Origin of the sequence: Bradyrhizobium sp. AZCC 1610 (assembly GCF_036924515.1) — a bacterium.
Lineage (GTDB): Bacteria > Pseudomonadota > Alphaproteobacteria > Rhizobiales > Xanthobacteraceae > Bradyrhizobium.
Map to the genome: position 1 here is coordinate 3,975,975 of NZ_JAZHRR010000001.1, position 12,232 is coordinate 3,988,206.

Here is a 12,232-nt window from a genome sequence, read left to right on the forward strand (position 1 = left end):
TCTTAACTCCAAAGAGCGCTTAAAAATCGCGCCGGTTATTCAGCCACCACTTCGGCATCGCCGCCGACGCGGCGCGACTGCAGCGTGGACACCTTGATGTTGCGGCGTGCGGCCACCGAACGCGGCGAATCCTGATGCTTCAGCGCGTCGAAGGTGGCGCGAACCATGTTGTAGGGATTCGACGAGCCGATCGACTTCGCCACCACGTCCTGGATGCCGAGCGTTTCGAACACTGCGCGCATCGGGCCGCCGGCGATGATGCCGGTACCGGCCGGAGCGGCGCGCAGGTAGACGCGGCCGGCGCCGTGGCGGCCGGCGATGTCGTGATGCAGCGTGCGGCCTTCGCGCAGCGCGACGCGCGTCAGGTTGCGCTTGGCCGACTCGGTCGCCTTGCGGATCGCTTCGGGAACTTCGCGCGCCTTGCCGTGGCCGAAACCGACCCGGCCCTTCTGGTCGCCGATCACGACCAGCGCCGCAAAGCCGAAGCGCTTGCCGCCCTTGACGACCTTCGCCACGCGATTGATGTGGACGAGCTTGTCGACGAACTCGCTATCGCGCTCCTCGCGATCCCTGCTCCGGTCGCGTCCGCCGCGTTCGCGTTCACCTGCCATGGTGTTTTCCAATCTTTAGGGGAGTAAAGCCCCTGTCCTCGTAATTATCCAAAACCGGTTCGTTAGAAGCTCAGTCCGCTTTCGCGGGCCGCATCCGCAAGCGCCTTGACGCGCCCGTGATAGAGATACTGACCGCGATCGAACACCACTTCCTTGACGCCGTTCTGCACGGCGCGTTCCGCCAGCAGCTTGCCGACGGCCTTCGCCGCATCGATGTTGGCGCCCGTATTGCCGCCCTCGCGCATCGTCTTTTCCAGCGACGAGGCGGAAGCCAGCGTCTCGCCCTTCAGGTCGTCGATGACCTGGGCGTAGATGTGCTTCGACGAACGGAACACCGACAGACGCGGACGTCCATTGGCGGACCGGCGCAGCGAGTTGCGCACGCGCTGCTTGCGCCGGGCATTCGTGACCTTGAGTGACATGACCGGCTCCGTTACTTCTTCTTGCCTTCCTTGCGGAAGATGAATTCGTTGGCGTACTTCACACCCTTGCCCTTGTAGGGCTCCGGCGGACGGTAGGCGCGGATTTCCGCGGCGACCTGGCCGACGCGCTGGGAATCGGTGCCCGTGATCGTGATCTCGGTCGGCTTCGGCACCACGATGGTGATGCCTTCCGGGATCGCGTAGACGACGTCGTGGCTGTAGCCGAGCGCGAGTTGCAGGTTCTTGCCCTGCAGCGCAGCACGGTAACCGACGCCAGTGATCTCGAGCTTCTTCTCGAAACCCTTGGTGACGCCCTCGACCAGATTGGCGACCTGCGCGCGCGCAGTGCCATACATCGCCTGCGCCCGGTTGGTTTCGAACTTCGGCGCGACCTTGACCTCGCCGCTCTCGAACTTCACTTCGACGTCGTCATGTACGACGAACTGAAGCTGGCCCTTCGGCCCCTTCATCTTGACGGTCTGCCCTTCGACGCTCGCCGTCACACCGGACGGGATCGGAACGGGCCGTTTGCCAACACGTGACATGGCTTCAATCCTTCCTCAGAACACCGTGAAGAGAATTTCGCCGCCCACATTCGCGTCACGCGCGGCGTGGTCAGCCATGATTCCCTTCGGCGTCGACAATACCGAAATGCCGAGACCGTTGTTCACCCGCGGCAGGTTCTTCACCGAGGCGTAAACCCGACGGCCCGGCTTGGAGACCCGCTCGATCTCGCGAATGACGGGCTCGCCGTCGAAATATTTCAGCTCGATCTCGAGCTCGCTGCGGCCCGACGCATGTTCGACGCTGGCGTAGCCGCGGATGTAGCCCTCGGACTTTAGCACTTCGAGCACGCTGGCGCGCATCTTCGACCCCGGGGTCGAGACCTTGGGCTTCGCACGCATCTGCGCGTTGCGGATGCGGGTGATGAGATCGGAAATCGGATCGTGCGTTGACATCTTGACGACCCTCCTTACCAGCTCGACTTCACGAGCCCGGGAACCAGGCCCTTGGAGCCGAGTTCACGCAGCGCGATGCGGGAAAGCTTGTTCTTGCGGTAAATCGAGCGCGGGCGGCCGGTCAGCTCGCAGCGGTTGCGGATGCGGGTCGCCGACGAATTGCGCGGCATCTGGGCGAGCTTCAGCGTCGCGGCGAACCGCTCTTCCATCGGCCGGGTCTTGTCGGCGATGATCGCCTTCAGCTTCGCACGCTGCGGGGCGGCGTTCTTGGTCATCCGCTTGCGCCGGTTGTTCTTCTCGATCGAACTCTTCTTTGCCATGCTTGGCTCCTGGGTTTCCGCGTTTGAGAGGCTTTAACTGCGTCTCACTGCCGGAACGGGAAATTGAATGCGGTCAACAAGGCACGCGCCTCGTCGTCGGTCTTCGCCGTGGTGCAGACCGTGATGTCCATGCCGCGGGCTTCCGAAACCTTGTCGAAATCGATTTCGGGGAAAATGATGTGCTCCTTGAGGCCGAGCGAGTAATTGCCGCGACCATCGAAGCTCTTCGGATTGAGGCCGCGGAAGTCGCGCACGCGCGGCAGCGCCACGTTCACCAGGCGATCGATGAACTCGTACATCTTGATCTTGCGCAGCGTGACCTTGCAGCCGATCGGCTGGTTCTCGCGCAACTTGAAGGTCGCGATCGCGACTCGCGAATAGGTCACGATCGCCTTCTGGCCGGCGATCTGCGTCAGTTCGGCAGCCGCGGTCTCGGCCTTCTTGCGGTCGTTGACGGCGTCGCCGACGCCCATGTTGAGCACGACCTTGTCCAGCCGCGGCACCTGCATGACGTTGGCATAGCCGAACTTTTCAGTCAGCTGGCCACGAATGCTCTTGTCGTACTCCGCGCGCAGGCGCGGTGTGTAAGCGGTATCAGCCATCGATCTCTGCTCCCGAGCTCTTGGCAATGCGTACCTTCTTGCCATCAGCCTGAATCTTGAAGCCCACGCGGGTCGGCTTGCCGTCCTTGCCGACATAGGCGACGTTGGACAGGTGGATCGGCGACTCCTTGGAGATGATGCCGCCTTCCTGGTTCTGGGTCTGCTTCTGGTGACGCTTCACCATGTTGACGCCGCGCACCAGCGCCTTGTTCTCGGCGGGGCGGACCTCGAATACTTCGCCGGTGCGGCCCTTGTCGCGGCCGCTCAGCACCATGACCTTGTCACCTTTCCGGATCTTGGCAGCCATCACAGCACCTCCGGCGCAAGCGAGATGATTTTCATGTGGTTCTTGGCGCGCAGCTCGCGCGGCACGGGCCCGAAGATACGGGTGCCGACGGGCTCCGACTGGTTGTTGATCAAGACGGCAGCGTTGCGGTCGAAGCGGATGACCGAGCCGTCGGCGCGGCGGATGTCCTTGCGGACCCGCACCACGACGGCCTTCATCACATCGCCCTTCTTCACCTTGCCGCGCGGAATCGCTTCCTTGATCGACACGACGATAACGTCGCCCACGGTGGCATAGCGGCGCTTGGAGCCCCCCAGCACCTTGATGCACATGACACGGCGTGCGCCTGAATTGTCGGCCACGTCGAGGTTGGTCTGCATCTGAATCATTGATGCACCTCGTCCTCTTTCTGATGCGCTCGAATTAGCGCCTAAAATTTATCCTGATTACTCGTCCGGCCGGGCCGAATGAATCTCAGGCGGTTTTCTTCTGCTCGCCCCGGACCACCGTCCAGTGCTTCAACTTGGAGATCGGCTTGCTCTCCTCGATCCATACCATGTCGCCCGGCTTGAACTCGTTGTTCTCGTCGTGCGCGTGGTAGTTCTTGGAGCGGCGAATCGTCTTCTTGTAGATCGGATGGGTGAAGCGGCGATCGACGCGCACCACCACCGTCTTGGCTTGCTTGTCGCTCACGACCACGCCCTGAAGGGTACGTTTCGGCATAATAAGGCCTCTTACTTCTTCTTCGCGCGCGTTTGCGCGGCGATGGTCTTGATGCGGGCGATATCGCGGCGGGCTTCGCGCAGCCGCGAGGTGTTCTCCAGCTGCCCGGTGGCGCGCTGGAAACGCAGGTTGAAACGTTCCTTCTTCAGATTGAGGACGGCGTCCTCCCTCTGGTCTTCGCTCATCGCGCGGATGTCTTCAACTTTCATCGGGGCCATGACGTTACTCCGCAATGCGCGCGACGAAGCGCGTCTTGATCGGCAGCTTGGCGGCGGCAAGCGAGAGCGCTTCCTTGGCGGTCTGCACCGTGACGCCGTCGATCTCGAAAATCACGCGGCCGGGCTTGACCCGCGCCACCCACAATTCCGGCGTACCCTTGCCGGAGCCCATGCGGACTTCGGCGGGCTTCTTCGACACCGGCAGGTCGGGAAACACGCGGATCCAGACGCGGCCGGCGCGCTTCATGTGACGGGTCAGCGCGCGGCGCGCGGCTTCGATCTGGCGGGCGGTGATGCGCTCGGGCGCCATCGCCTTCAGGCCGAATTGACCGAACGACAACGTCGCACCCGAAGTCGCAACGCCGTGGATACGGCCCTTATGCGCCTTCCGGAACTTCGTTTTCTTTGGTTGCATCATGGCTTTAAGCCCTCAAACCTTCTTCTGATGTCTCACGCTGCGTCGCGGCGCGGACGTGCGGTGTCGCCTTCGGCCATCTTCTTGTCCTGGGCCATCGGATCGTGCTCGAGGATCTCGCCCTTGAAGATCCAGACCTTGACGCCGCAGGTGCCGAACGTGGTGAACGCGGTCGCCACGCCGTAATCGACGTCGGCGCGCAGCGTGTGCAATGGCACGCGGCCCTCGCGGTACCACTCCATGCGCGCGATTTCGGCGCCGCCGAGACGGCCCGAGCAATTGATACGGATGCCTTCGGCGCCAAGACGCATCGCCGACTGCACCGCGCGCTTCATGGCGCGGCGGAATGCGACGCGGCGCTCAAGCTGCTGGGCGATCGATTCGGCGACCAGGGTGGCGTCGAGTTCGGGCTTGCGGATTTCGACGATGTTGATGACGACGTCGGAAGCCGTGATGTCGGCAACCCGCTTGCGCAGCTTGTCGATGTCGGCGCCCTTCTTGCCGATCACGACGCCGGGACGCGCCGAATGGATCGTCACGCGGCACTTCTTGTGCGGACGCTCGATCACGATGCGGGCGACGGCCGCCTGCTTGAGCTCCTTGTGCAGGATCTCGCGGATCTTGACGTCTTCATGCAACAGCTTGCCGTACTCGTTCTTGCCGGCGAACCAACGGGAATCCCAGGTCCGGTTGATGCCGAGACGCAGTCCGATTGGATTGATCTTTTGACCCATCGTTTTCTCCCGCGCCCTTAAGCGCCAGCCTCGGCCTCGACCTGACGAACCACGATGGTCAGGTGCGAGAACGGTTTATATATACGTCCCGAACGGCCACGGCCGCGCGGTGAAAAACGCTTCATCACGATGCCGTTGCCGACATGCGCCTCGGCGACGACGAGATCGTCGACCTCGAGGTCGTGGTTGTTCTCGGCGTTCGCGATCGCCGATTCCAGGCACTTCTTGACGTCGACCGCGATCCGCTTGCGCGAAAACTGCAGGTCGGCGAGCGCAGCAGACGCCTTCCGGCCGCGGATCAGCTGCGCGACAAGATTGAGCTTCTGCGGGCTGACGCGCAGCATCCGGGCAACTGCCTTGGCCTCGTTGTCCGCGAGGACACGTTCGCGCTTTGGTTTGCTCATCGTCTATTCCTCAAGCCTTCTTGGCTTTCTTGTCGCCAGAATGGCCATGGAAGGTACGGGTCGGCGAGAACTCGCCGAACTTGTGACCCACCATTTCCTCGTTGATCGATACCGGCACATGCTTCTGGCCGTTGTAGACGCCGAAAACCAGGCCGACGAATTGCGGCAGGATGGTCGAGCGGCGGCTCCAGATCTTGATGACGTCGTGACGGCCCGACGCGCGCGCAGCATCTGCCTTCTTGAGCAGAGAGGCTTCGACGAACGGGCCTTTCCAGACTGAACGTACCATGTCCGGCGTTCCTTACTTCTTCCGCTTGTGGCGGCTTAGGAGGATGAATCGATTGGTCGACTTGTTCGAACGGGTCTTCTTGCCCTTGGTCGGCTTGCCCCACGGGGTGACCGGGTGGCGGCCGCCCGAAGTGCGGCCTTCGCCGCCGCCGTGCGGATGGTCGATCGGGTTCATGACGACGCCGCGGTTATGCGGACGCCAGCCCAGCCAGCGGGTACGGCCGGCCTTGCCGATCGAGATGTTCATGTGATCGGGGTTCGACACCGCACCGATGGTGCCGCGGCAACGGCCGTGCACCAGGCGCTGCTCGCCCGAGTTCAGCCGCAGAATGACGTAGTCCTGGTCGCGGCCGACGATCTGGGCGTAGGTGCCGGCCGAACGCGCGATCTGGCCGCCCTTCCCGATCTTCATCTCGATATTATGGATGATGGTGCCGACCGGCATGTTGCCCATCGGCATGACATTGCCGGGCTTCACGTCGACATAGTTGCCGGCAACCACGGTGTCGCCCGCAGCCAGACGCTGCGGCGCCAGGATGTAGGCCTGCTCGCCGTCCTGATACTTGATCAGCGCGATGAACGCGGTGCGGTTCGGATCATACTCCAGCCGCTCGACGACGGCGGGAACGTCGACCTTGTTCCGCTTGAAGTCCACCATGCGGTAGGCCTTCTTGTGGCCACCGCCGCGGAAACGCACCGTGATACGGCCGGTGTTGTTGCGGCCGCCATTGCTGATCTTGCCCTCGGTCAGCGCCTTGACCGGCTTGCCCTTGTAGAGCGCCGAACGGTCGACCATCACCAGCTGGCGCTGGCCCGGCGTCGTCGGATTGTATGTTTTCAATGCCATCGCTGTGTCGCCTTATAGTCCGGTGGTGACGTCGATGCGGTGGCCCTCTTCGAGGGTCACGACAGCCCGCTTCACGTCCGACTGCGAACCGAAATTGCCGCGGAACACCTTGGTCTTGCCCTTGCGGACCAGCGTGTTCACGCGCTTCACCTTGACGTCGAACAGCTTCTCGACGGCTTCCTTGATTTGCGGCTTGGTCGCCTTGCTGGCGACCCTGAACACCACCTTGTTGTGCTCGGACGCTACCGTCGCCTTTTCGGTGACGACAGGAGCGACGATCACGTCGTAATGGCGCGGATCGATGTTCTTCATTTGAAGCGCGCCTCCAGCGCATCGACTGCCGCCTTCGTCAGCACAAGCTTATGACGACGCAGAATGTCATAGACGTTGATGCCCTGGATCGGCAGCACGTCGATATTCGGAATGTTGCGCGCAGCGGTAGCGAAACCGGCATGCACCTCGGCGCCGTCGATGATCAGCGCATTGGTCAGGCCGAGACCCGAGAAATGACCGACCAGCGCCTTGGTCTTGGCGTCCTTGATCTGCGCATTGTCGATCACGATCAGGCCGCCGTCCTTGGCCTTCGCCGACAGGGCATGCTTGAGCGCCAGCGCGCGCACCTTCTTCGGCAGGTCGGTCGCGTGCGAGCGAACCACCGGACCGAACGCACGGCCACCGCCGCGGAACTGCGGCACGCGGGCCGAGCCGTGACGGGCGCCGCCGGTGCCCTTCTGCTTGTACATCTTCTTGCCGGTGCGCCAGACGTCGGCGCGGCCCTGCGTCTTGTGCGTTCCGGCCTGGCGCTTGTTGAGCTGCCATTGCACGCAACGCTGGATGATGTCGGCGCGTGGCTCAAGGCCGAAGATCGCGTCCGAGAGCTGGACCGAACCAGCTTCCTTGCCTTCAAGGGTCGTGACTTTCAGTTCCATCTCACGCGCCCTCCTGCTCTGCCGGAGCCTGAGCCTGCTCACCGCCGGCGACCTTGAACTTGCCGGGTTTCGGAGCATCCTTCGGCAGCGGCTTCTTGACGGCGTCGCGCACCGAGATCCAGCCGCCCTTGGAGCCGGGAACGGCGCCTTCGACGAGGATCAGGCCGCGCTCGACGTCGGTCTGCACCACACGCAGATTGAGCGTGGTGATGCGATCGACACCCATGTGACCGGGCATCTTCTTGTTCTTGAAGGTCTTGCCGGGATCCTGACGTCCGCCGGTCGAACCGATCGAACGATGCGAAACCGACACACCGTGGGTGGCGCGCAGACCGCCGAAATTCCAGCGCTTCATGCCGCCGGCAAAACCCTTACCGACCGAGGTGCCGGTGACGTCGACGAACTGGCCGACCACGAAATGGTCCGCCTGAATCTCGGCGCCAACCGGGATCAGCGCGTCCTCAGACACGCGGAACTCGGTGACCTTCCGCTTGGGCTCGACCTTGGCGACCGCAAACTGGCCGCGCTCTGCCTTCGGCAGATAGACGGTCTTGCGGGTACCCGAACCGAGCTGCAGCGCGACATAACCGTTCTTCTCGGTCGTGCGGTGGCCCAGCACCTGGCAATTGCCCAGCTTCAGCACGGTCACAGGGATATGTTCGCCGGTCTCCGTAAAGACCCGCGTCATCCCGACCTTTTGTGCGATCACTCCGGAGCGCATCGGCGTGCTTCCTGTTCTTTCTGTCCGCTAACTTCGGACGATCCTGAAATTTAGAGCTTGATCTCGACGTCGACACCGGCGGCCAGATCGAGCTTCATGAGAGCATCGACGGTCTGCGGGGTCGGATCGACGATGTCGAGAAGGCGCTTGTGGGTGCGCATCTCGAATTGCTCGCGGCTCTTCTTGTCGACGTGCGGTGAACGGTTGACGGTGAACTTCTCGATGCGGGTGGGCAGCGGGATAGGTCCGCGAACCTGGGCACCGGTACGTTTCGCCGTGTTCACGATCTCGCGGGTCGACGTATCGAGGATACGATGGTCGAACGCCTTGAGACGTATGCGAATATTTTGGCCGTTCATTGCCGTTGTCTCTTTCTTCGTCGCTTGATGCGAGTAGTGAGCGGCGAATAGCGAATGAAATCATTCGCTATTCGCTTTTCGTTTTCTCTTTACTCGATGATGCTTGCGACGACGCCGGCACCGACGGTGCGGCCGCCTTCACGGATCGCGAAGCGCAGCTTTTCTTCCATCGCGATCGGCACGATCAGGTGCACTTCCATCGCGATGTTGTCGCCCGGCATCACCATTTCGGTGCCTTCGGGCAGATGCACGACGCCGGTCACGTCGGTGGTACGGAAGTAGAACTGGGGCCGGTAGTTGGTGAAGAACGGGGTGTGACGACCGCCCTCTTCCTTGGTCAGGATGTAGGCCTCGGCCTTGAACTTGGTGTGCGGCTTGACCGAACCCGGCTTGCACAGCACCTGGCCACGCTCGACTTCCTCGCGCTTGGTGCCGCGGAGCAGCGCACCGATGTTGTCGCCGGCCTGGCCCTGATCGAGCAGCTTGCGGAACATTTCGACGCCGGTGACGATGGTCTTCTGGGTGTCGCGGAGTCCCACGATTTCGATTTCCTCGCCGACCTTGACGATGCCGCGCTCGACACGGCCGGTCACCACGGTGCCGCGGCCCGAGATCGAGAACACGTCTTCCACCGGCATCAGGAACGGCTGGTCAATCGGACGCTCCGGCTGCGGAATATAGCTGTCCACCGCCGCCATCAGCTCCAGGACCGCGTCATGGCCGAGCGTCTTGTCCTTGTCTTCAAGAGCGGCCAGCGCCGAGCCCTTGATGATCGGGATCTTGTCGCCCGGAAAATCGTACTTCGACAGCAACTCGCGGACTTCCAGCTCGACGAGCTCGAGCAGCTCCGGATCGTCCACCATGTCGCACTTGTTCAGAAACACCACCATCGCGGGAACGCCGACCTGCTTGGCCAGCAGGATGTGCTCGCGGGTTTGCGGCATCGGGCCGTCGGCGGCCGACACCACCAGGATCGCGCCGTCCATCTGCGCGGCGCCGGTGATCATGTTCTTCACGTAGTCGGCGTGGCCCGGGCAGTCGACGTGGGCGTAATGCCGGTTCTTGGTTTCGTATTCGACGTGGGCGGTCGAGATCGTGATGCCGCGCGCCTTCTCTTCCGGCGCCTTGTCGATCTGGTCGTACGCCGTGAACGTCGCACCGCCGGTTTCAGCCAGCACCTTGGTGATCGCTGCGGTCAGCGAGGTCTTGCCATGATCGACGTGACCGATGGTTCCGATGTTGCAGTGCGGTTTAGTACGTTCAAACTTTGCTTTGGCCATTTGACTCTCCGTTCAGTCGTTAGCTTTGAACCAACGACAATCAGGCAAACTTCTTCTGGACTTCTGCCGACACGTTCGCCGGCGCTTCAGCGTAGTGATCGAATTGCATCGTAAAGGTCGCGCGTCCCTGGCTCATCGAGCGCAGATTATTCACATACCCGAACATGTTCATGAGCGGCACCATCGCGTTGATGACGTTGGCGTTGCCGCGCATGTCCTGGCCCTGGATCTGGCCGCGCCGCGAATTCAGGTCGCCGATGACGGAGCCGGTATAGTCTTCCGGGGTCACCACCTCGACCTTCATGATCGGCTCGAGCAGGACGGACTTGCCCTTCTGCAGCGCTTCGCGGAATGCCGCGCGCGATGCGATTTCGAAGGCCAGCGCCGAGGAATCGACGTCGTGATACTTGCCGTCGACCAGCTGGACCTTGACGTCCACCACCGGGAAGCCGGCGACGACGCCCGAGCCCATCACGCTGTTGAGGCCCTTTTCGACGCCGGGGATGTATTCCTTCGGCACCGCGCCGCCGACGATCTTCGACTCGAACTCGTAGCCCTTGCCGGGCTCGTTCGGCTCGACGATGATCGACACTTCGGCGAACTGACCGGTACCGCCGGTCTGCTTCTTGTGGGTGTACTTGACTTCAGCGCGCTTGGTGACCCGCTCGCGGAACGCCACCTGCGGCGCGCCGATGTTGGCGTCGACCTTGTAGGTACGCCGGAGGATGTCGACCTTGATGTCGAGATGGAGTTCGCCCATGCCCTTGAGAATGGTCTGGCCGGACTCCTGGTCGGTCGACACGCGGAACGACGGATCTTCCGCCGCAAGCTTCGCCAGCGCGACGCCGAGCTTTTCCTGGTCGGCCTTCGACTTCGGCTCGATCGCGATTTCGATCACCGGCTCCGGGAATTCCATCTTTTCCAGGATCACCGCCTTGTCGGGATCGCACAGCGTGTCACCGGTGCGCGCTTCCTTCAGGCCGGCAAGTGCTACGATGTCGCCGGCATAGGCTTCCTTGATGTCTTCGCGATTGTTGGCATGCATCAACAGCATGCGGCCGATACGCTCCTTGCGGTCGCGCGTCGAATTGATGACGCCGGTGCCCGACATCAGCGTGCCGGAATAGATACGGCAGAAGGTGATGGTGCCGACGAACGGGTCGTCCATGATCTTGAATGCGAGCAGAGCCAGCGGCTCCTTGTCGTTCGGCAGGCGAACGACTTCGTTGCCGTCTTCATCGAGGCCCTTGATGGCGGGCACGTCGACCGGCGACGGCAGATAATCCACGACCGCGTCGAGCAAAGGCTGCACGCCCTTGTTTTTGAACGCCGAACCGCACAGCACCGGGAAGAACGCACCTGTCAGCACGGCCTTGCGGATCATGCGCTTCAAGGTCGCCTCATCGGGCTCCTTGCCGTCGAGGTAAGCGGCGAGAACCTCGTCGTCGAGTTCGACGGCGGCTTCCAGCAGCTTCTCGCGATATTCCCTGGCCTTCTCGCGCATGTCCTCGGGAATATCGATGTCTACGAACTTGGCGTCGAGCTTCTCTTCTTCCCAGATCACGCCCTTCATGCGGACGAGATCGACCAGGCCCTTGAAATTATTCTCGGAGCCGATCGGAAGCTGGATCGCAATCGGCTTGGCGCCGAGGCGATCGACAATATCCTGCATGCATTTATAGAAATCGGCGCCGGTCTTATCCATCTTGTTGGCGAAGACGATGCGCGGAACCTTGTACTTGTCGCCCTGACGCCAGACGGTTTCGGTCTGCGGCTCAACGCCCTGGTTCGAATCGAGCACGCACACGGCGCCGTCGAGCACGCGCAGCGAACGCTCGACTTCGATGGTGAAGTCGACGTGGCCGGGGGTGTCGATGATGTTGAGGCGCTTGCCGTTCCAGAACGCGGTGGTCGCAGCCGAGGTGATCGTGATGCCGCGCTCCTGCTCCTGCTCCATCCAGTCCATCGTCGCGGCACCTTCGTGCACTTCGCCGATCTTGTGGCTCTTGCCGGTGTAATAGAGGATGCGCTCGGTGGTCGTGGTCTTGCCGGCATCGATATGCGCCATGATACCGAAGTTTCGGTAGTTCTCTATGGCATGAACGCGGGGCATG

Annotated in this window: 21 protein-coding genes; all 21 read right to left on the reverse strand. The window is 62.3% G+C overall.

All coding sequences use genetic code 11. From position 1 onward, the window contains the following. Positions 1-35: 35 nt before the first annotated feature. On the reverse strand, positions 36-611 hold the full coding sequence (gene rpsE, locus V1279_RS19730) for a 30S ribosomal protein S5 (protein ID WP_334439063.1): 576 nt from the start codon (positions 609-611) through the stop codon (positions 36-38). A gap of 62 nt (positions 612-673) precedes the next feature. Beyond that, on the reverse strand, positions 674-1,033 hold the full coding sequence (gene rplR / locus V1279_RS19735) for a 50S ribosomal protein L18 (protein WP_334439065.1): 360 nt from the start codon (positions 1,031-1,033) through the stop codon (positions 674-676). An 11-nt stretch (positions 1,034-1,044) separates the two neighbouring features. Then, positions 1,045-1,578, reverse strand: coding sequence for a 50S ribosomal protein L6 (gene rplF, locus V1279_RS19740; protein ID WP_334439066.1), 534 nt, complete (start codon positions 1,576-1,578; stop codon positions 1,045-1,047). Between the two features lie 15 nt (positions 1,579-1,593). Continuing rightward, the gene (gene rpsH, locus V1279_RS19745; RefSeq protein WP_334439068.1) at positions 1,594-1,992 is read right to left on the reverse strand and encodes a 30S ribosomal protein S8; all 399 of its coding nucleotides are present in this window, start codon (positions 1,990-1,992) and stop codon (positions 1,594-1,596) included. Between the two features lie 14 nt (positions 1,993-2,006). After that, positions 2,007-2,312, reverse strand: coding sequence for a 30S ribosomal protein S14 (rpsN, locus tag V1279_RS19750; RefSeq protein ID WP_108518102.1), 306 nt, complete (start codon positions 2,310-2,312; stop codon positions 2,007-2,009). 44 nt (positions 2,313-2,356) lie between these two features. After that, entirely contained in the window at positions 2,357-2,914 is a 558-nt protein-coding gene (gene rplE, locus V1279_RS19755; protein WP_334439074.1) for a 50S ribosomal protein L5, read from the reverse strand. Continuing rightward, a complete protein-coding gene (rplX, locus tag V1279_RS19760) occupies positions 2,907-3,221 on the reverse strand; it encodes a 50S ribosomal protein L24 (RefSeq protein WP_334439076.1) in 315 nt (104 codons plus the stop codon). The genes rplE and rplX overlap by 8 nt, the downstream gene beginning before the upstream one ends. Next, positions 3,221-3,589, reverse strand: coding sequence for a 50S ribosomal protein L14 (gene rplN / locus V1279_RS19765; RefSeq protein WP_011473865.1), 369 nt, complete (start codon positions 3,587-3,589; stop codon positions 3,221-3,223). The genes rplX and rplN overlap by 1 nt, the downstream gene beginning before the upstream one ends. An 85-nt stretch (positions 3,590-3,674) precedes the next feature. Then, entirely contained in the window at positions 3,675-3,923 is a 249-nt protein-coding gene (gene rpsQ / locus V1279_RS19770; protein ID WP_334439079.1) for a 30S ribosomal protein S17, read from the reverse strand. Positions 3,924-3,934: 11 nt separating this feature from the next. Beyond that, complete coding sequence (gene rpmC, locus V1279_RS19775) at positions 3,935-4,141, reverse strand: 50S ribosomal protein L29 (protein ID WP_334439081.1); 207 nt, start codon at positions 4,139-4,141, stop codon at positions 3,935-3,937. Between the two features lie 4 nt (positions 4,142-4,145). Then, complete coding sequence (rplP, locus tag V1279_RS19780; RefSeq protein ID WP_025588649.1) at positions 4,146-4,559, reverse strand: 50S ribosomal protein L16; 414 nt, start codon at positions 4,557-4,559, stop codon at positions 4,146-4,148. Between the two features lie 32 nt (positions 4,560-4,591). Beyond that, the gene (gene rpsC / locus V1279_RS19785) at positions 4,592-5,290 is read right to left on the reverse strand and encodes a 30S ribosomal protein S3 (RefSeq protein WP_108518094.1); all 699 of its coding nucleotides are present in this window, start codon (positions 5,288-5,290) and stop codon (positions 4,592-4,594) included. 17 nt (positions 5,291-5,307) lie between these two features. Beyond that, positions 5,308-5,694: a 50S ribosomal protein L22 gene (gene rplV / locus V1279_RS19790; RefSeq protein WP_192733864.1), complete on the reverse strand. Its 387-nt coding sequence runs from the start codon at positions 5,692-5,694 to the stop codon at positions 5,308-5,310. Positions 5,695-5,704: 10 nt separating this feature from the next. After that, on the reverse strand, positions 5,705-5,983 hold the full coding sequence (gene rpsS, locus V1279_RS19795) for a 30S ribosomal protein S19 (RefSeq protein ID WP_108518089.1): 279 nt from the start codon (positions 5,981-5,983) through the stop codon (positions 5,705-5,707). Between the two features lie 12 nt (positions 5,984-5,995). After that, the gene (gene rplB, locus V1279_RS19800) at positions 5,996-6,829 is read right to left on the reverse strand and encodes a 50S ribosomal protein L2 (protein WP_108518087.1); all 834 of its coding nucleotides are present in this window, start codon (positions 6,827-6,829) and stop codon (positions 5,996-5,998) included. 12 nt (positions 6,830-6,841) lie between these two features. Next, entirely contained in the window at positions 6,842-7,141 is a 300-nt protein-coding gene (locus V1279_RS19805) for a 50S ribosomal protein L23 (RefSeq protein WP_108518085.1), read from the reverse strand. After that, positions 7,138-7,758, reverse strand: a complete 621-nt coding sequence (gene rplD, locus V1279_RS19810) for a 50S ribosomal protein L4 (protein ID WP_334439088.1) — start codon at positions 7,756-7,758, stop codon at positions 7,138-7,140. Before rplD ends, V1279_RS19805 begins: the two co-directional genes overlap by 4 nt. A 1-nt stretch (position 7,759) precedes the next feature. Continuing rightward, positions 7,760-8,479, reverse strand: coding sequence for a 50S ribosomal protein L3 (gene rplC, locus V1279_RS19815; protein ID WP_334439090.1), 720 nt, complete (start codon positions 8,477-8,479; stop codon positions 7,760-7,762). 50 nt (positions 8,480-8,529) lie between these two features. Then, positions 8,530-8,838: a 30S ribosomal protein S10 gene (gene rpsJ, locus V1279_RS19820; protein ID WP_002712302.1), complete on the reverse strand. Its 309-nt coding sequence runs from the start codon at positions 8,836-8,838 to the stop codon at positions 8,530-8,532. Between the two features lie 89 nt (positions 8,839-8,927). Next, a complete protein-coding gene (gene tuf, locus V1279_RS19825; RefSeq protein ID WP_334439093.1) occupies positions 8,928-10,118 on the reverse strand; it encodes an elongation factor Tu in 1,191 nt (396 codons plus the stop codon). Between the two features lie 40 nt (positions 10,119-10,158). Continuing rightward, a complete protein-coding gene (fusA, locus tag V1279_RS19830; protein ID WP_334439096.1) occupies positions 10,159-12,231 on the reverse strand; it encodes an elongation factor G in 2,073 nt (690 codons plus the stop codon). Position 12,232 lies beyond the last annotated feature (1 nt).